Origin of the sequence: Endozoicomonas sp. YOMI1 (assembly GCF_024606345.1) — a bacterium.
Classification (GTDB): Bacteria; Pseudomonadota; Gammaproteobacteria; order Pseudomonadales; family Endozoicomonadaceae; genus Endozoicomonas.
Genome location: NZ_JAHHPM010000582.1, coordinates 1 through 19,461 on the forward strand (window position 1 = coordinate 1; position 19,461 = coordinate 19,461).

Sequence of the window (19,461 nt, forward strand, 5' to 3'; positions counted from 1 at the left end):
CAGAGTGACTGATCACTTAGTCAGAAAATATGATTTCATTTGGTTAACTACTTATCATTAATCCTGAGTTAAACAATAGAAATTACAGCCCTTTCAGAAATAACAACCCCTGTCAATACGTCCCGGGAGAAATTTTAAAAACCAGTGACCGCAAGTCTAGTATTAATGCCCTACCCCATGGGAAATCAAGGGGGTCAGAAGTAATTTCTTGTGCTTGTTTGATGTAGATATTGACAGGTTATTTATCAGAGGAACTTTTCTAAAAAGAACAGATCTTAAGCTGTAATTCAATGATTCTATAATTCAAATGTATCACTACTATAATAAACCACCTCATTTCAATATTGATTTCGCCGGGCGTTATGCGTGTTCAATAGAACAAACACGTCAGTCAGGTACAAATGAACAACAGCCGACGTATCAAGGCATGTCTGTCCAGGCGTATGGAACTCCTTTGCCTGTATATCATGATCAACCAGATACACACCGAAATAGCACTGGTCCTTGTAACTTTTTGAATGAATATAATATTGCACCTCTAACACTTGCCGATACTGCAGGCTTTTTCGGAACTGATATTTCTGAGGAACTACAATCAGTTCTTGATGCATATCTACCTTGGGATCCTGGTGATGGACTCGCTAATGATCCGCTATCACCAATACCAGATATCCACTTTCTTGAGCAGCTATGCTTATCGGGGAGCGAGACTGAGATCATGGAGCAAACACCGGCGACCTATTCGAATCCTGATTATCAGTTAAATAATCCTCCTGTCGTACACTCTAACCAACAAAATTTACCACAAGTTGCTGTAGTTAACCCATTAAACGGAAACCAAACTTCAATTGATAACCACACACCCCCAGCAGAAGCAATTGTTGATACTAACGCTTCAAGAGTTAAGCGTAGAAGGAAGCACTACCAGGATGATCCCGATTATGCAGAGCGCCAAAGGGAGCTCCAGAGGAAGCTCCAGAGGAAGCGCTACCAGAATAATCCCGATTATGCAGAGCGCAAAAGGGTGCGCCAAAGGGAACGCTACCATAATGATCCCGATTACGCAGAGCGCCAGAGGGAGCGCCAAAGGGAGCGTTGTAAAGATCCCGCTTACGCTGAGCGCCTGAGGGAGCGCAGCAGGGTGTTCCAAAGGGAGCGTAGCAAAGATCCCGCTTACGCCGAGCGCCTAAGGGAGTCCAAAAGAAAGAATGCAAGGGAACGTTTCCAGAATGACCCCATTTATGCACAGCGCCTAAGGGAGTACAAAAGGAAGAATGCAAGGGAACGTTACCAGAATGACCCCATTTATGCACAGCGCCTAAGGGAGCAGAAAAGGGTTCGCCAAAGAGAGCTTTACAAAAAAATCAAGAATAAAGCGCAAAACGAAGCTGCACAAAAAAACCACGTGTACAACGGGCCAAGAAGTTGTATGAACACTGATAATAGTACTAAAAGGCAGACCTCTGACAAAGGAGAAGCTTAATCATTACCATCAGCCGTGTAACACAAACGGCCCAGCCTTATCCAATAAAGGCAAGGCGACCAGGGCCAAATACGTCACATCGGATAAAGGCAAGGCAAGGCAAGCCATAAAAGATACTTAGCCTATCGATCAGCTTTAAAACAAGGCCTGAGTGAAGAATTGGCGCGGAAAAAAGGAGAGTTAGCAGCTAATGCAAAAACAGCAGAATTATCGTAACTGCACAAAAAGCGTAGGTGAGATGAGTTAATTTCTCACCCACCAGTTTTGAAAACTCAGGAATAGGATAGGATTCCTGCATCATCAGCCAGCATTCGGAATCTGGGGGTAACTGAATTTCTTTAGGGCGGTGATTTGCCTATGCGTGATATCCTGCTATGCGTTCCCCCTGCCGTCTATCTGAATTCAATAAAGCATAAGTATGGAAGAACTGTTAGTACACTGTGGCATTTCCGATTTGTCATTAGCCCGTGGCTTTGAGAGACCTGCTGATTTGAAACCCTTTGATCTCCAATAAAACCATATATTTCCCAACCAGAAATCCTCCATCATAATCATCGCTGATCTGATGGAGAAAAGATATTAACTCGACAGATCCTGTATACACCTCTGCGCTGACAACCAGGCCCCCTCAACCCTGCCACCAGCACACCAGGCACCAATGACAGCAAGCCGCTGATGTTTATCCATAAGATAAGGTTTATCAAAGATTACTGGCTTAATATTGGCATAGCGCCAGTAATGTCGATATTCTGCAATTTTCTCAAGCTCGGTAGCCATTAACGTCTGCAACCAGTTCAAACCGGTCTGACCAATGTCCACTGCCGTTTCTTTACCCTGTCGTTCAGACCATTCAGGCGAAAAATGCAACATCCAGACATCGTCAACATCCGGCGCTTTGATAAAACCGGGTCGGCTGGATAACCGGGAAACCCAGCGGACCGTTTCATCACCAAAGATGCCCTGCACATCTTCTGGAATTTTTCCCCGGGTAGCAAGGCCTGCTGCCCAGCAGGGTTGATGGACGGCCTCAGGTACATGGGCCATCACATCAGAGCAGCTATCAAGCAGGGTACGGCTTTGCTCTGCAGGACTACTGACAATCAACCAATCGAAGCCGGAAAAAAGTGCGCCACCGGAAGCGAACAGTCGCCATCCTTCCCGGCTCTTTTCCACCTTCGAGATGTGACACCGGAAGTTAACGGCAACGTTGCTACTCAAACAATAAACCAGCTGATTCATTAACGGTGAACCGATGTAGCGCACAGTTTCATCCGGTGAAGGTGTTAATGCGCCCTGTTCAACACAATAGGGTGAAAAATCCCAGACCTTTACCGCAGAAGCTTGCAGCCAGAACTCTACCTGTTTCTGAAACCCCGGGTCCCTGGCGGTAAAGTACTGGGCACCAAGATCCAGCTTACCCCATGCTTCCCGTCGATTGGCTAACCGTCCACCCAACCCGCGACTTTTCTCAAAAACAGTCACTTTATGCCCCAATTCCACCAACAGACTTGCGGCTTTTATCCCGGAAAGACCGGCTCCAATCAGTGCAACCTTCATGGGTATGCCTCGTTACTTATCATCCGGCCCTCTCAACGAAAAGTTAATGCTATGTCTTTTAATACCATTTTTTATCTGGCAAGCAGATTGCGGAAAAATTTGCAAAGTTGCAACCCAACTCTACGTGGAGACCGCACAAATAGATGTGAAATGTACTAATCACGTTTTCCCAAGGTGATCTGCGGGCTTGATGGTCATCAAGAAAGGGCTGCTGAGGGTACCGTATGACCCGGCTTTAACCTTGCACAGTTAACTGAAAATGAAGAAACAGGATTAAGTGACTCCATGTACCGATAACAGATATGACTGTCAATAAAGCATACCTGACTTAATTGTTAAGTAATAGTTAATACCTAGTCAGTCAAATAAACCAAACGACCTTTATTTATTCATTTTTCTCACCAACAATAAAATTACTTAATTTAAAAACATTCTATTCAGGTGTAGATATGAAAAGTTTATTGATCATCAGCCTGGCATTTGGTCTGGCTGCCTGCTCTGACTCAAAGCAAATAGAAGCCACGGTTAACAGAGACAAAGAGCCATCACCAATTTCTGAAAACCCCAGTCAGGCAGATATCACAAAAACAAAAGAAAGTTACTCATTTTCAAACACCTATACAGAAAATAAGCCAAAACCCATATCTTATAAACTATCGAATTTTGCTACATCAGGTTCAGATATAAACGATCTTTCCTATAGTCAAGGCTATTACACCGTCAACCAAAATGACACTCTGATGAAAATTGCATTCGAAATATACGGTGATTATGAACAATGGGTAGTCATTAAGAATTCAAATTCCGAAAAAATTGATTCTAAAAATATAATAAAACAGGGAGTAACATTAACTTTTCCAAAACCAGCGGATAAATTTGTTCAAAGCAAAAAAGGGGATCCATACCTGATAAAGCGTGGAGATACGTTAGCATCTATTTCTAAAAATACATACGGTTCAAGCCGTTACTGGAAAGCCATCTGGAAGAACAACACCCCTTTGATAAAAGATCCAGACAAAATCTTTGCCGGATTCACAATATACTTGCCAGTGATCAACGAATAACAGGGCTTGGCCGACCCGGGAAATACTCTGAAAGAGGTTATTGGCGTTACCATCAATGACCTCTCTGCCAGTTACCCAAAGTAGTTAACCAAATGAAATCATATTTTCTGACTAATTGATCAGTCACTCTACTGCGTTACAATTCCGGTCACATAGCTACGGCTATGCTACCTACGTTGTGCCTTGCATAGTAACTGCCCGTTTAGACAGAAATATACGATTCCATTTGGCCAACTACTTACCACCAGCTTCTACATTCGTGAGATGCTGCCTTCCGAAGCGTTTTACATCACATCTGCTAATAGCCATAGCAAATCTTTATACCTGGTTGACATAAATATTAAATGCGTTGTGTCAGGAAAGAACTTTTATAAAAAAGAGAGGTCTTAATCGGTGTTTCAATAGTTCAATGAATCTCTCAAATAAGTCATCTTCATTCAATCCTGCTTTTTTTGATCTTTATTTCGGGTCATTAGATTTAATAGAGCCTGAGATCAGGAAGCCAACACTAGCGAGCCATTCCAATCCAGATTATCGGTTAACTCACCTTCCTATCGTACTCCCTAATCCACAAGATTTACGACCAGTTGCTGTAGTTAACTCGCTAAACCAGAACCAGGCGACAAGTAATGCCCAAACGACTCAGCCAGAAGAAATTACGGATGGTAACTTTTCAATCATTGAGCACCAAAGGGAGCTGCGCGAAGCTCCCAGTTACGCAAAGCGCAATGAAGCGCAAAATGGAGGGTTTGGCAAAAATCCTGCTTACCCAGAGCATCAAAGGTAACATAACCAGTTGATCCCTGGGTGCCACATAACTTCCCATCAGTCCTCTTTTCGGACTACTTTGAAGTTATCCCACGCTTGAGAAGTTGGCATCACTTCCAGACTGTTGATATTTATATGCGTCGGCTGTTGTGCAATCCAGAGAATAATATCAGCAATGTCTTCCGGACGAAGCGGGTTAACCCCTTTATAAATACTGTCGCTTTTCTCCTGATCTCCCTTAAAACGCACCAATGAAAACTCGGTTTCACACATGCCGGGCTCAAGACTGGTCACACGCACACCACTACCAGCCAGGTCACAACGAAGATTACGGGAGAATTGGGCAACAAATGCCTTACTGCCGCCATAGACATGGCTGCCCGGATAAGCCCAGTTAGCAGCCACTGAAGCCAGGTTAATAATGGAAGCTTTGGGTTGCTCACGTAGAATGGGCAACAACTTATGGGTGACATTCACCAAACCGGTCACGTTGGTATCAATCATGGTATGCCAGTCTTCCAGGCTGGCTTCCCACGCAGGCCCGGCACCCAGCGCAAGTCCGGCATTGTTGACCAGAACCTCAATATTGCGAAATTCGTCAGGCAGTGAATCCACCATTTCTGATACTGCCCGGGCATCGCGAACGTCCAAAGTGACACTGTTAACCGGTACTTCAGGCATCAACTCTTCCGCCAGTGCCAACAGACGTTCTGAACGGCGACCAGTGATTATCAGGGAATGGCCATGTTGAGCAAATAACCGGGCACTGGCCAGACCAAAACCGGAGGTTGCTCCTGTGATCAAAACGGTGGACGAACTCATTCTGCATAACTCCATTTCATTTCTTCAGTTGCAGTTTACCAGTTATCAAAGCACCACATAAACTGAGGCTCTCGTGAAAGTCGCACAAGCACTGTAAGCACAAAGGGCACAAAGGACAAAGTAATTTTTTCAAAAAACTGGTGCTCTCCCCGGAGAAGGAAAGACAGTATGGGGTTCGCCCACGGATCAGGAAAGTTGTCAGATCAGTGGGGCGATTAATTTATAGCGGTAAACCTGTGTTTGGTCAGCTATTCATACTTTTGCGGGGATCAGGGTTCTTCAGGGTATAGGTTGCGATAAGCCTGTATCTGCTTAAAGACCCTGAACTGTAAATGGTTATCTGACTCACTACAACCTTTATCGTATAGATAATCATCAAAGGAAAAAATGACAGCGTCGGAGACCTTTTTTCTATTGGTGTCATCTATATGCTTGTATTTTTTCACCGCCTTCGAGAGAAAAGCCAGTAGCCCCCGGATGAAATCCTGTTCGGAATTCATATGCTCCGCCTCCCTCGACCATGTCCGGTGGAGTTGAACCAATTGGTAGATATCGCGGCAAATAGCCCCGACTGTCATTTCCTGGCCATACCTCTGAAGAGTAAATTCTGATTCCTGTTGGCAGTCAAAAACATCACGCCACTCATTGATAAACTCTGTGTAAGGTTGGAAAGATTGATCGGTTAACGGTTGGGTGACTAAATCCATAACACTGGCCATCTGGGATAATTCAGAATACTGGGAGACCGCTTGAAGGTTATCATCCTGACCTTTGCCATGGTAACGTTGATGAAAGAACAGGAATAAATCCACCAACAGACAATCAGCAAGCACAGCCTGGGCACCAGCATCAAAGTTATCTACAGTGATGCAGTTACCATGATCGATGAAATAGATACAAATATGATCGTATTCCATTTTCATCATGAAATTGCCTTCCTGAAAATCGCCATTCAAAAAATTAGACTGCCTGGCAGCTTGCATATAGACCTTTTCCACCAGAGTCCAGAGCTCCCTGGTAATCTCCATTGCGTCACTACTATCAAATAATTCCCCCCCTTCACCCCAGACAGTATGAGAGAAAAAAAGATGTTTAAAGATTGCAGAATCCCGATGATCCAGGGAGCAACCCTCAATAAGCTCCATGACCAGAGCCTCAGAACTGGAAAAATCTTCAGCAACCTCAGGCACCTTGAACTTAACCGGTATCTGTTGAATATAATCAGCAAGACCTGATTCCTCCGGAACCGGAATAGAATAATTGTTGGTACGTGACAGCTCAGCCAACACACGCCCTTGTGTTTTGGTATTTTTAAGCTCTGTTAATAAATTTCCCTCTTGCACGAAGGATGACAAGGTGCTGTCATAACCTTTAACATGACTGGATGCCAAAGATCCCTTCCAGCACAGGGCAGGTAAAAAACATTTTCTGATCAGCCGGGCATCATGACAGATATTGCTTACCGACTTCTCCGATACAGATTTAACGGCATAGCTATGCCCGCCAATGTCGCAATGATCAATTTGACAAACAGTCCCCCGCCCCAGATTTTTGATATATTTTATCGGTACTTCCAGCCTTATTCTTTTTGCCCTCGGGCCATCATCGGCAAAGCCAGGCTCTAAAGAAATGACCGCTCCAGTCTCTTGTGCCCGCCGCACATTACGCTGCAAAACGCTCTCTACTTTATCAGGGGCAATCTCGCTTGCCGGGAAACAGCTGTTACTGTCGCTTTTGAAAGTTGGGATCTGGGGATATGCAAGAGCATGGTATTGCATCAATTTACCGCCGACTATCCCCCCCAGTTGCATAAATTGACGAACTGGCTCAATACCAGACTGAGGACTGGCCATATAGATTGAAAGCGATCTGGAAGTTATCTTGGCCGCCCGACGAACCAACCCCCAGGTGTCACTCAACCAGGATGAAGCGTTCTGTCCCAACACCTTTCTGCTGGATAACGGTGTCTTTTCAGCAAGTGTGCCCGTATCGTCACCTTCCTGCTGTAATGATTGATTTACCGCATCATTATCAACTAACTGGATGGTACTCGTTTTGGGCGACCAGGATATTGCAGGGTGAGGCGGGTATGTTTCCCTATCTTCAGAATCATCATTTGTTCTATTAACAATATCCTGGGTAGCATGAGTGGATTCCGCAGGAAAATACCTGGATCCACCAGCAATTGAGTTTGGTAACATGAAGAGCATTCTCCTGATCGTTAGGTTAATAATTTGTTAGATATGTTTTATGCACTAAAGTTCATATTTTTATGGGACATATCCCTGTCGCCAGCCAGAGCCTCCCAAAAATACAAACCGGAAGCAGACCCGGCAAAAGGTCATATACTGAATTCAGATTCCATTCACCCTCAGTCTCCAACAATGAGTCAATTTCGAAGCCCAATCCCGTGCTTAATGACCTGCTGTTTTGGGGATGGCAGTTTTGGCAGTTATTTCCTTAACCCCTGAGAAGGTAGTACTCATGGATTTAACACCTCATTATTTTAATCAGTCCCAACTAAATAAAATCATTTCCGATCAGCCTCATCTTGCAAATAATAAAGATACTGGCGAGGCCACCCTGGTAAATGCATCTTCCCAATGCACACTTTGCCTTCAAGGTGTTTTCGGCCCACATTCGGTTACGGTGTTACATGCTGGTATTTCTAAATTACCCCCTGCCCAAACGCCTGGCATACATTTATTCCATAAAAATTGTCTGCAGGATTGCCGCACAGCAAATCCTGCATTTAACAGTCATTGCCCTTACTGCCGTTCATCTGCTTCTATTGATCAAGACATCTATTTCTCACCCGTTGCCCATGCCGTGCAGGCGGGCCAGAAAGAACAAGCCCTTGAACTGATCACCAATGGCGTCGATCCGGACGTTCGTCATTCATGGGATGGGATGGCAGCTATTCACATTGCCACGAAAAAAGGCAACTTGCCGTTAATCCGCTCACTGTTAGACTGTGGCGCTGATATCAACCTGCAAGATAAAAACGGCATGACAGCTTTACACCATGCTGTACAAAACAAAGATATTAAAACACTGAAAATGCTTCTGGATCTCAAAGCCGATATAAACCTCCAGAGCGTAGTTCGTAAAACAGCTCTTTATCTGGCTGCCATGGCTCCTGAAAACCCTGAACTATTTGACACCTTAATCGATAATGGTGCCTTCTTCGATCAAAAAGATACTGCGGGGCTAAATGTCATGCACGTGGCCGCAATATCAGGGCATGTGCGGGCACTGAAAAAACTGATAGCCAAACATGCCGATGTTAATGTGGTTGATCTAATGCGATGTACCCCTCTGTTTCGTGCAATATACACTTTTGGCTTCCACGAAAAACCTTTAGGAAAAAATACGCCTGAAGTGGTCAGAGTACTCATTGGGGCAGGAGCCAGAATTTTCTATCGCAATCACATGGGATACACCGTTTTTGACACATTTTGGGAGAGATGTAGCCCTCCTTATCTGGAGCTGCTCAAGGAATTACTCCCGGCAGCCATGGCTTCCTATGCCGATGTTAGCATGCCAGTTTGTTATTCAGGAGAAACGCTGCTTTTTTTCGCACTTCTGGCAAAAGACAAACCCGCTGTTCAAACCCTTATTTCCAGAGGAGCCAGGGCTGATGCTGGCAGCATTGGCATCGATGCCAACAGATTTAAGCATCTGTTAAACCGATTGGGTGAACAAAAACAAGCGTTTGTTGAAATTCTTAACCAGGCTCGCAGCAGCACTCAAATTGAAGACGGGATTTAAATGCAGAGACGTGCTGCCATAACTATTGAATCTTTGCAGCGTGCATTATTCGTGTCTTTAAATGTCTTATTGTTACATCCTGACCACGAAAGCACCACAAGTCATTCCCGTTCAGTGCTGGTTATCCTTGCCTCCGGTTTCCTTCTGGTTCCCTTTTGAGTGATGACTTGATTTTTGGATGATCTAAGTGGCCAGCCAAGTAAATATCATCGTGAATTGATTGAAAATCCACATCACCAAATACATTGACATCACATTGTTCAGGATGATCCTGAACATCATCACTGACAATGATTCCTGAATTCAATTTATCTAGTTGATCATCAGGCCAAATACTAAAAATATCCTCAGGCTCAAGAGCACATGCATTATCAGGATCATATAATGAAAAAGTTCTATGCCGTCCTGTATCATTGGGGTCATAAAAAATCACTTTGAGACACCCCTCCTGCTTTTTAAATCTCAAGGCCATGACATGCTCTGGAATTAAAATCAGGAAGTTTTTCTCAGTAGCATTTGGCATATCCCAATACTTCCGGGCAATTGACTGAATAGCACGACTGATAGCTGATTTGGTAAAATAGTAGCCTTCACTGGATGGTTCAAACGCCCAACGAGTAACTAATTCTTTTTCTGTTGGAAGTTTATGAGAGAAAGACTCCAGTGCTGACGGAGTATCAACGGAACTGAATGTATGCTTACCACGACCAAAAGCGCCAGTAGCATAACCAAAGGATAAGTGTCGGCACGTTATAGGCTTACCACTATCTTCTTTATCAAAGGGAGATCGATAAACTTTATTATTCAAACTCGCAGTCTTCCGGGGCCGGATGATCTTTGCTTTGAAGGTGTTTTCAACCCGCGTCCGGTTACGGTTTTACCTACTGGTGTTTATTACCCTCACAAAATACGGCATCGCCACAACTCCTCCCCCCTTTTAGCCCCTTTGGCAAGCAGGAGTTCTGCACATCGGTTGTGGCCTTCACTAATGGCACGGTCCAAGGGTGTAAGACCCATCAGATCTGTGACATTGAAATTCACTTCCGGGCTAGTGAGCAGTACTTCCACGCTACCAGCCTTGCCCATTGCGGCTGCAGAGCTCAGGGGGGTGTTCTCAAAATCATTTTTGGCATTGACAAGCACTTTACTGTTTTTGAGTAACTCTTGCACACTATCGGTTTTACCCCCTTCGGCTGCGAGGTGCAAAGGCGTCTCGCCGTAAAGGTTGGTGGCATTGACATTCACTTTCGTGTGAGTGAGCAGTGCTTTTACGATATCGGTTTTGTTCTCCTCGGCTGCACAGTGCAAAGGCGTATAGTGTAACTCAGCGGTGGCATTGACATTCACCTGATCGGTATTGAGCAGCACCATCAGGCTTTTGGCGATTCCATTTCTGGCGGCGCAGTGCAGGGGGGTTCGGCCGAGTCTATCAGTGGCATTTACCGTTGCCCCGAAGTCGATGAGTAGTTGCAGGCAGTTGCTGCTGTTGCTCAATGCAGCCATGTGCATGGGCGTACGACGGTAATCACCGGCGGCATCGACATCCGCCTGGCAGTTGATCAGTCGTTGCGTGCAGCCAACATGGTCCCTCGTACAGGCCAAGTGCAGGGGGGTGTAGCCGCGCTTATTAGCGGCATTGACATTGGCGCCGAAGTCGATCAGTCGTTGCAGGTAATCAGCTTTGCCCCATAAGGCGGTTATATGCAGGGGCGTCTGGCCATTGTTATTAGTAGCGTTGACATTGGCACCCGCCTCGCACAATCGTTCCAGGCCTGCAAAATTTTCTGCCTCCAAAGCGATAAACAGCAGGCGGTCATATTCATGTATGTTGACACCGTGATCACTGTTTATTGTCAGACTCTGTTCGAGGGCTTGCATATCTCCAGTGTGAAGGGCGTATTCCAGTGCAGGGATATCAGACAATGGTTCGGATTGAGCGGGAAGCGACAGCACGGATTGCTGTTGACATACAGCACAACCCCGTTGATTCAGTTTGGGCTGCTCCTGATCAGCTGTATGGTCAATATGATCAGTGTGAAACTGACATTCATCCTGACCAGACATTTCGACCCGCGACCAAAGAGCAAATTGTCCTACGGTGCTGCCATCTTCACCCTGGCTGATTATGCTATTAAACGACGAATTGTTAGTGCTACCCCTGACGCTCTGCATTTTCGTACCTCTCTTCGCAGTTTGGAATTTCGCATATCAGACAATCAACGGCGGAGGAAGTTTCGTAGTAGCGAGTTCCTCAGTAGAGACACTGTCAGCATGAGTTGTAATTATCAGCATGGGCCGCAGAAGCCCTTCACCATAGCCGCCCGATAGCCACCCGGGGCTGCTTCATATCAGTACATTCCTCCGGCTGCTGATGCAGGGGAGTATTGACTTCCACTGCCGCGTTAGTGAGCAGCTCTTTCAGACTCCCGATGTTACCTTTACAGGCTGCAACGTGCAGAGCCGTATTGCCGTAAATATTGATAAAAGAGTACACATATAAAAAGGCAGGGCTCAAAGAGCACCAGCCTTTATTTTCATCGTTTAAGCGAGAGTTTAGCCACCAAAATCATCCAGAAGGATGTTCTCAGGTTCTACGCCCTGATCTTCCAGCATCTTGATAACGGCTGCGTTCATCATGGGTGGTCCACACATGTAGAACTCGCAGTCTTCCGGAGCCAGATGATCCTTCAGGTAGTTATCAAACAGAACCTGATGGATAAAGCCGGTGTAACCGGTCCAGTTATCTTCTGGCAGCGGATCGGACAGCGCCAGATGCCAGCTGAAGTTATCATTCTCTTCTGCCAGTTTGTCGAACTCATCCACGTAAAAGGCTTCACGCAGGGAGCGGGCACCGTACCAGAAAGAGATCTTCCGTTTGGAAGACAGACGCTTCAGCTGGTCAAAGATGTGCGAACGCATGGGCGCCATACCAGCACCACCACCGACAAAGACCATTTCGTGGTCGGTCTCTTTGGCAAAGAACTCACCGAATGGTCCGTAAACGGTCATCTTGTCACCCGGCTTCAGGTTGAAGACGAACGAAGACATCTTGCCAGGGGGGAAGTCTGTACCCGGAGGTGGTGAAGCAATACGGATATTGAACTTCAGCAGACCTTTCTCTTCCGGATAGTTGGCCATGGAGTAGGCACGAATGGTTTCCTCATCTACCTTGGAAACGTACTGCCACTGGTTAAACTTATCCCAGTCACCGCGGTACTCTTCGGCGACATCGAAGGTTTTGTACTCAACCGTATGAGGAGGGCATTCCAGCTGAACGTAACCACCGGCACGGAAGTTAACGTCTTCACCTTCTGGCAATTTGAGTACCAGCTCCTTGATGAAGGTCGCTACATTGTCATTGGAAACAACTTCACATTCCCACTTCTTGACGCCGAAGAGCTCTTCTTCAACTTCAATTTCCATGTCCTGCTTAACCGCCACCTGGCAGGAAAGCCGCCAGCCTTCCTTCTCTTCACGTTTAGTAAAGTGAGAGCGCTCGGTTGGCAGCATTTCACCACCACCGGACAGTACCTTACACTTACACTGCGCGCAGGTACCACCACCACCACAGGCGGACGGCAGGAATACACCGGCGCTGGACAGAGTGTTGAGCAGCTTGCCACCGGCAGCCGTGGTCACGGCCTTACCGGGATCTTCGTTAATCCCGATGGTCACATCACCCATACTCACCAGTTTCGAACGGGCGGCGAGGATAACCAACACCAGCGCCAGTACGATAATGGTAAACATGGCAACGCCATAGATAATCGTTAAATCCATATCGTCCCAATCCCCCTTACAGCTGTACGCCAGAGAACGACAGGAAGCCCAGGGACATCAAACCAACGGTAATGAAGGTAATGCCCAGACCTCTCAGTCCTGCAGGTACATCACTGTACTTGAGCTTTTCACGAATGCCCGCCAGGGCAACAATGGCCAGAGCCCAGCCCACACCAGCACCGAAACCATATACCACGGATTCACCGAGGTTATAGTCACGCTGAACCATGAACAGTGACGCACCCATGATAGCGCAGTTTACGGTAATCAGTGGCAGAAACACGCCCAGCGCGTTGTAAAGAGCGGGTACAAATTTATCCAGAAACATTTCCAGAATCTGTACCAGGGCGGCGATAACACCGATGTAGGTGATCAGGCCCAGGAAGCTCAGGTCAACACCAGGAACCAAAGCCCCGTCTTTCAGGATGTTCTGGTAAATGACATTGTTAATGGGCACGGTGATGGTCAGTACGGCAACCACCGCAACCCCCAGGCCCAGGGCAGTTTTCACCTGCTTGGATACGGCCAGGAAAGTACACATCCCCAGGAAGAAAGCCAGCGCCATGTTTTCCACGAACACTGCTTTCACAAATAGCGAAATAAAATGTTCCATGCCTTAGTGCGCCTCACTGAATTTGGTGTTAGGTGCAATCTTGAATTCCACCGCTTCAACCTGGTCTGTCTTCCAGCTGCGAATCGCCCAGATCAGCAGGCCGATCAGAAAGAAGGCACTGGGAGCCAGCAGCATCAGGCCGTTTGGCACGTACCAGCCACCGTTGTTCACGGTTGCGAAGATTTCCATACCAAACAGGTTACCGGCACCAAACAGCTCACGGAAGAAAGCAACAATCATCAGCACACAGCCATAACCCAGACCGTTGCCGAAACCGTCCAGGGCTGACAGCATTGGACCGTTCTTCATGGCGAAGGCTTCCGCCCGCCCCATGACGATACAGTTGGTAATGATCAGGCCAACGAATACCGACAGCTGCTTGGAGATGTCGTAAGCGTAGGCTTTCAGAATCTGGTCAACCACAATTACCAGCGAGGCAATAACCGTCATCTGACAGATAATACGGATGCTGTTGGGAATGTGATTACGGATCAGGGAAACCGCCAGGTTGGAACAAGTAGTTACCCCGATGACCGCCAGAGCCATGACCAGGCTGACCTGCATGCTGGTGGTTACCGCCAGCGCCGAGCAGATACCGAGGATCTGCAGGGTAATGGGGTTATTCTTAACAACCGGTTCCAGCAGGATATCTTTGGTCTTCACAGACATTATGCATTCCCCGCTTTCAGATTATTCAGGAACAGTTTAAAGCCGGCATCGGACAACCAGAACTTGATCAGGTTGCTGACACCGTTGGAAGTCAACGTCGCTCCTGCCAGGCCGTCAATCTGGTTTACGGCCCCCGGGCTGGCTGTGTCAACGCCACCTTTGATAACGTGCAGTGCCACTTTGCCATCAACACCGTAGATTTCTTTGCCAACCCAGCGGGATTTCCATACCGGGTTGCTGACTTCACCACCCAGTCCGGGCGTTTCCGCCTGCTCGAAGAAGCCGAAACCTTTAACGGTGTTCAGGTTGTTTTCCAGCGCCAGGAATCCATACATGGTAGACCACAGACCGCGGCCGTGAACGGGCAGGATCAGTGTCTGCATCTGACCATCCTGTTCTACCAGGTAGACCTTGGCAACGTCAGCCTGACGGGAAATACCGGCGATGTCGGCACTGCCAAGAGCTCTGGAAGCCCCGGCATCTTTGGCTGCAGTACGCTGATCGTACTGGTCAACGGTCAGGCCATTGGCTGCATCAACAAACTTACCGGTTTTCAGATCCACCAGGCGTGGTTGGATCTGCTGGTACAGCTCAGCAATTTCAGAGGCACTCAGAGCCCTGGCATCACTGCTCAGACCGGCGATATCCAGAATGTTACGCTGAACGTCCAGCTTGACGTTCCGGTCCTGAACCGGCTTCAGGAATACTGCCGCCATGGATACCAGCACCGAACAGATCAGTGACAGTACCACCGTGACCAGCAGCGTCTTTTTCATCGTATCGTTTCCCATCAGGCCCGAGCCTCCCGACGCTTGATATTGGCCTCTACCACAAAGTGGTCAATCAGCGGCGCAAACAGGTTGGCAAAAAGAATAGCCAGCATCATCCCTTCCGGATACGCCGGGTTCACCACTCGAATCAGGATAACCATGACACCAATCAGCGCACCGTAGAACCAGCGACCGTTGTTGGTCATGGACGCCGATACCGGATCCGTGGTCATGAATATCAGACCGAAGGCAAATCCACCCAGTACCATATGCCAGTACCAAGGTACCTGGAACATATAATTGGTGTCAGAACCGATCATGTTGAACAGGGTAGACAGCGCAATCATACCGATCATGGTACCCGCTACAATTCTCCAGGAAGCAATTCCGGAGAACAGCAGAACCGCGCCACCGATAAAGATAGCCAGTGTCGAAGTCTCACCAACGGAACCCTGCATCACGCCAGTAAACGCCTGTATCCAGCTGATGGACTGTTGCAGCGCTTCCATACCGCCCTGCTGGGTAACGCTCAACATGGTTGCACCGGAGAAACCGTCAGCCGCAGTCCACACCAGGTCACCGGAAATCTGTGCAGGATAAGCGAAGAACAGGAATGCACGGCCGGTCAGCGCCGGGTTCAGGAAATTTTTGCCCGTACCACCGAATACTTCCTTACCGATAACAACACCGAAGGAAATACCCAGGGCTACCTGCCACAGAGGGATGGATGGAGGAACAATCAGGGCAAACAGCACAGAGGTAACGAAGAAACCTTCATTCACTTCATGCTTACGGATGATGGCAAACAGCACTTCCCAGAAACCACCGACAAAGAAAGTCACAGCGTAAATGGGCAGGAAGTGAAGGGCACCATAGATCAGGTTATCCCAGATACTGGCAGGATCATTACCGGCCAGCATGGCAATCAGCATACCGTGCCAGTCAGCCGGGATAGTGCCCAGACCATTGGCAATGGCCGTGTTTGCCTGATAACCCACGTTCCACATACCGAAGAACATAGCCGGAAAAGTACATAACCAGACCAGCCCCATCATACGCTTCAGGTCAAGGGCATCACGAACGTGGCTGGTGTTATGGGTTTTGTCCAGCGGTGTATAGAACAGCGTGTCCGCTGCTTCATACAGCGCATAGAACTTTTCGTATTTACCGCCCTTAACGAAATGGGGCTCCATCGAGTCAAGGAGATTTCTTAATGGCTTCACTGATTACCCCTCCAGCTCAATACGGGTCAGGTTGTCACGCAGCAGGGGGCCGTACTCATATTTACCCGCACAAACAAATGTACAGAGAGCCAGGTCTTCTTCTTCCAGCTCAAGGACACCCAGTTTTTGAGCAGTATCGGTGTCGCCAACGATAATTGCACGAAGCAGCTGTGTCGCCAGGATGTCCAGAGGCATCATCTGCTCGTAGTTGCCCACGGGTACCATTGCACGCTCACCACCGTTAGTGGTTGTGGTGAAGTTGAACAGGCGGCCCTTGCTGAGGCCAGAGGTCATGACACGCAAGATGGAAAAACGATCCACCGTTGGGTTGACCCAGCCCAGGAACAGACGCTCGTCGCTGTCTTCCAGAACGGAAACCTGGTTATGGTAACGTCCCAGGTAAGCAAATGGACCGTTGGCGGTGCGACCGCCAAATACCGATCCGGAAATAATACGGTTGGTGGCAGGCTTCAGTTCACCCGCAGTGATTTCATCGGTGGAGGCACCCAGGCGGGTACGAATCAGGCGTGGCTTATCAACCTGAGGCCCTGCCAGAGAGACAACACGATCCGTGAACAGCTGACCGGTGGTAAACAGTTTACCGACGGCAATGACATCCTGATAACCCACCTGCCAAACCGTTTTGGTCGCAGAAACCGGATCCAGGAAGTGGATGTGTGTACCTGGCAGCCCGGCGGGATGGGGACCTGCGAACTCTTCGCTGTTGGCAATGCCCGCAGGAATGTTGGCACCCGGCGCCTTACACAGGAAGATCTTGCCGCCACTGAGTTTACCCAGGATATTAATACCCTGTTCAAATGCCTCGGCCTGCTCCCTGATCACCACTTCCGGATTGGCAGCCAGCGGGTGAGTATCAATCGCCGTGATAAAGATGGACGCCGGGCGGGTTCCCAATACTGGCACCTTGCTAAACGGACGGGTGCGCAGGGCAGTCCAGAGACCGGACTCATTCAGCAGCGCTTCGACCTGATCAGCGGTCAGACCCGCCAGTGCTTCAGGCTTGTAGGCTGTAAAGGACTCTTCTTCTTCCTGGCCATCGACATCGATCACCACGGATTGCAAAACCCGTTTTTCACCACGATTAATTGCTGAAACTGTACCGCCAGCCAATGCTGTGTACCGGATACCCGGTGTCTTTTTATCGGTAAAGAGCAGTTGCCCTTTTTTAACTCGATCTCCCACAGCAACCGCCATCGTAGGCTTCATACCTACGTAATCAAAGCCAATCACGGCGACAGAGCGCGCTGCCCTGCCTTCCGATATACTTTGTTCAGGCGATCCTGATATCGGGAGATCCAGCCCCTGTTTGATTTTGATCATACCTTTCGCCTAATCAATCAAGTTGAGGTCAGGAGTAACCCGTCTCTCCGGTGATCCGGAACTATCGTAACGAATTAAGGAAGCGATGGTCATTGAGTCTTCCCTGACGAAAAACACAAAAAAACAAACTCCCGGTAACCAGAACACTGGCCGGGACACTGCACATTATGGTCAGTAGACAACCTGAGAAAGAGGGAGCAAACGTGCCGGGCAAAGCGAAAGCATGAGGCATCAGAGCCAGGCAGCAGCTGGTATTGCACCCCTTTTTCAAGGTTACTGCTGCGCAGCTATATTCCCGGAAAGCAGCCTGGCAATCCGATCAGACACAGAAAAAACTCCGCTGAAAATCAGCAGAATTCTGATGGGCATCCAGATAGACAAGCGTCGTAATTGGAGAACTTAAGTTCTTTATAATTAGTCGAAGCATGATCGGAAATTCCGTACCTGAGCCTAAATCCGCAACATCACCGATGAAAATGGTGGATTAATTATAAAGAGACTGGAGGTGATATGCCATACTGACGGGTAGGATATTTTTACCAATACCTAAAAGAAATAATCAATAAATATCTTAATCGCCAGAGCTTTTCTTGCTCCTCCCCGGCAGAAAAAAACAGAGAGAAATCCGTGCAAAACCACCCTTTAAACATTAAAAATTTGATAAATAATATTTTCTTTATAACATTATATTACACGACTATTGATTAACAATCAGCCTGCCCCGCGAAAAAGTCGATAAAAATTGCCGGAGGTTTTTTCTCCAAGCTCCTCAGGTGTCACTCCTTTTAGCTCAGCAATAAATCGAGCCACATCGGCAACGAACCGGGGTTCATTCGACTTGCCCCGATGGGGGACCGGTGCCAGATAGGGGGAGTCCGTTTCAATCAGCAAGCGATCCATGGGTAAATATTCAACCACCTCCCGCAACGCGGACGCATTACGAAAGGTCACAATACCCGATATGGAAATGTAGTAATTCAGATCCAATGCCGCTTTTGCCATCTCCAGAGACTCGGTAAAGCAGTGCAATACCCCGGCAGACTCCATAGAACCGTATTCACGGATAAAGTCCAGAGTATCTTCCCGGGCATCGCGAGTATGCACCACCACTGGCAACGCCAGCTCTGCGGCGAGTTCAAGATGGTTAATAAAGGACTGTCGCTGAACCGCCCGGACCCCTTCCGTGGTGGCATAGTAGTAATCAAGCCCTGTCTCACCGATAGCAACCACCTTTTTATGGTTGGCCAGTGAGCGCACAACGGCGATATCAGGCACCATCTCCTTACAGTCCAGCGGATGAACGCCAACCGAGGCATAGACATCCTCATACCGCTCCGCCAGAGATACCACTTCGGGGCCATTTTCCAGATCGATGCCAATACAGAGCATACGATCCACACCCGCCGCCCTGGCCGCTTCTACTGCAAGGTCAAGATTTCCCTCATAGGCACTCAAATCCAGACGATCGAGATGACAATGGGAGTCAATAAACATTCTTCTCTCCTGAAAGCTCAACCCTGACAAGTTTGAACTTTTCAATTGCACTAAGTAGTTGGCCAAATGGAATCGTATTTTCTGGCTAAGTGGGCAGTTACTATGC

Annotated in this window: 17 protein-coding genes; 4 read left to right on the forward strand and 13 right to left on the reverse strand. The window is 47.8% G+C overall.

All coding sequences use genetic code 11. From position 1 onward, the window contains the following. Positions 1-307 precede the first annotated feature (307 nt). Positions 308-1,483, forward strand: coding sequence for a hypothetical protein (locus tag KDK15_RS20340; RefSeq protein ID WP_257297229.1), 1,176 nt, complete (start codon positions 308-310; stop codon positions 1,481-1,483). Between the two features lie 579 nt (positions 1,484-2,062). Here KDK15_RS20340 and KDK15_RS20345 read toward each other — a convergent pair. Beyond that, complete coding sequence (locus tag KDK15_RS20345) at positions 2,063-3,040, reverse strand: NAD(P)/FAD-dependent oxidoreductase (RefSeq protein ID WP_257297230.1); 978 nt, start codon at positions 3,038-3,040, stop codon at positions 2,063-2,065. A gap of 449 nt (positions 3,041-3,489) precedes the next feature. Between KDK15_RS20345 and KDK15_RS20350 the strand changes: the two genes are divergently transcribed. Both KDK15_RS20350 and KDK15_RS20355 read left to right on the forward strand, forming a co-directional pair. Then, complete coding sequence (locus tag KDK15_RS20350; protein ID WP_257297231.1) at positions 3,490-4,104, forward strand: LysM peptidoglycan-binding domain-containing protein; 615 nt, start codon at positions 3,490-3,492, stop codon at positions 4,102-4,104. Positions 4,105-4,513: 409 nt separating this feature from the next. Then, complete coding sequence (locus tag KDK15_RS20355) at positions 4,514-4,891, forward strand: hypothetical protein (RefSeq protein ID WP_257297232.1); 378 nt, start codon at positions 4,514-4,516, stop codon at positions 4,889-4,891. A 38-nt stretch (positions 4,892-4,929) separates the two neighbouring features. Here KDK15_RS20355 and KDK15_RS20360 read toward each other — a convergent pair whose 3' ends face one another. Further along, the gene (locus KDK15_RS20360) at positions 4,930-5,694 is read right to left on the reverse strand and encodes an SDR family oxidoreductase (RefSeq protein ID WP_257297233.1); all 765 of its coding nucleotides are present in this window, start codon (positions 5,692-5,694) and stop codon (positions 4,930-4,932) included. 269 nt (positions 5,695-5,963) lie between these two features. Then, positions 5,964-7,895, reverse strand: a complete 1,932-nt coding sequence (locus KDK15_RS20365) for an AarF/UbiB family protein (RefSeq protein ID WP_257297234.1) — start codon at positions 7,893-7,895, stop codon at positions 5,964-5,966. A 283-nt stretch (positions 7,896-8,178) separates the two neighbouring features. On the opposite strand from KDK15_RS20365, the gene KDK15_RS20370 reads away from it, so the two are divergent. Further along, a complete protein-coding gene (locus tag KDK15_RS20370) occupies positions 8,179-9,465 on the forward strand; it encodes an ankyrin repeat domain-containing protein (protein WP_257297235.1) in 1,287 nt (428 codons plus the stop codon). Between the two features lie 121 nt (positions 9,466-9,586). On the opposite strand, the gene KDK15_RS20375 is transcribed toward KDK15_RS20370, so the two are convergent. The 10 genes from KDK15_RS20375 to KDK15_RS20420 form a co-directional block, all read right to left on the reverse strand. Continuing rightward, complete coding sequence (locus KDK15_RS20375; RefSeq protein ID WP_257297236.1) at positions 9,587-10,273, reverse strand: hypothetical protein; 687 nt, start codon at positions 10,271-10,273, stop codon at positions 9,587-9,589. A 92-nt stretch (positions 10,274-10,365) separates the two neighbouring features. Then, complete coding sequence (locus tag KDK15_RS20380) at positions 10,366-11,637, reverse strand: ankyrin repeat domain-containing protein (RefSeq protein ID WP_257297237.1); 1,272 nt, start codon at positions 11,635-11,637, stop codon at positions 10,366-10,368. A 136-nt stretch (positions 11,638-11,773) separates the two neighbouring features. Further along, on the reverse strand, positions 11,774-11,980 hold the full coding sequence (locus KDK15_RS20385; RefSeq protein ID WP_257297238.1) for an ankyrin repeat domain-containing protein: 207 nt from the start codon (positions 11,978-11,980) through the stop codon (positions 11,774-11,776). A 38-nt stretch (positions 11,981-12,018) separates the two neighbouring features. Next, entirely contained in the window at positions 12,019-13,245 is a 1,227-nt protein-coding gene (gene nqrF / locus KDK15_RS20390) for an NADH:ubiquinone reductase (Na(+)-transporting) subunit F (protein WP_257297239.1), read from the reverse strand. Positions 13,246-13,261: 16 nt separating this feature from the next. After that, positions 13,262-13,858, reverse strand: a complete 597-nt coding sequence (nqrE, locus tag KDK15_RS20395) for an NADH:ubiquinone reductase (Na(+)-transporting) subunit E (RefSeq protein ID WP_257297240.1) — start codon at positions 13,856-13,858, stop codon at positions 13,262-13,264. A gap of 3 nt (positions 13,859-13,861) precedes the next feature. Beyond that, positions 13,862-14,527 carry an NADH:ubiquinone reductase (Na(+)-transporting) subunit D gene (locus KDK15_RS20400; protein WP_257297241.1) on the reverse strand — a complete coding sequence of 222 codons (666 nt, stop codon included), beginning with the start codon at positions 14,525-14,527 and terminating at the stop codon, positions 13,862-13,864. Beyond that, complete coding sequence (locus KDK15_RS20405) at positions 14,527-15,318, reverse strand: Na(+)-translocating NADH-quinone reductase subunit C (RefSeq protein ID WP_257297242.1); 792 nt, start codon at positions 15,316-15,318, stop codon at positions 14,527-14,529. Before KDK15_RS20405 ends, KDK15_RS20400 begins: the two co-directional genes overlap by 1 nt. After that, the gene (locus KDK15_RS20410) at positions 15,318-16,490 is read right to left on the reverse strand and encodes an NADH:ubiquinone reductase (Na(+)-transporting) subunit B (RefSeq protein WP_373691426.1); all 1,173 of its coding nucleotides are present in this window, start codon (positions 16,488-16,490) and stop codon (positions 15,318-15,320) included. The genes KDK15_RS20405 and KDK15_RS20410 overlap by 1 nt, the downstream gene beginning before the upstream one ends. Before the next feature lie 33 nt (positions 16,491-16,523). Beyond that, entirely contained in the window at positions 16,524-17,861 is a 1,338-nt protein-coding gene (locus KDK15_RS20415) for a Na(+)-translocating NADH-quinone reductase subunit A (protein ID WP_257297244.1), read from the reverse strand. A gap of 711 nt (positions 17,862-18,572) precedes the next feature. Further along, on the reverse strand, positions 18,573-19,355 hold the full coding sequence (locus KDK15_RS20420) for a TatD family hydrolase (RefSeq protein ID WP_257297245.1): 783 nt from the start codon (positions 19,353-19,355) through the stop codon (positions 18,573-18,575). Between the last annotated feature and the right edge of the window lie 106 nt (positions 19,356-19,461).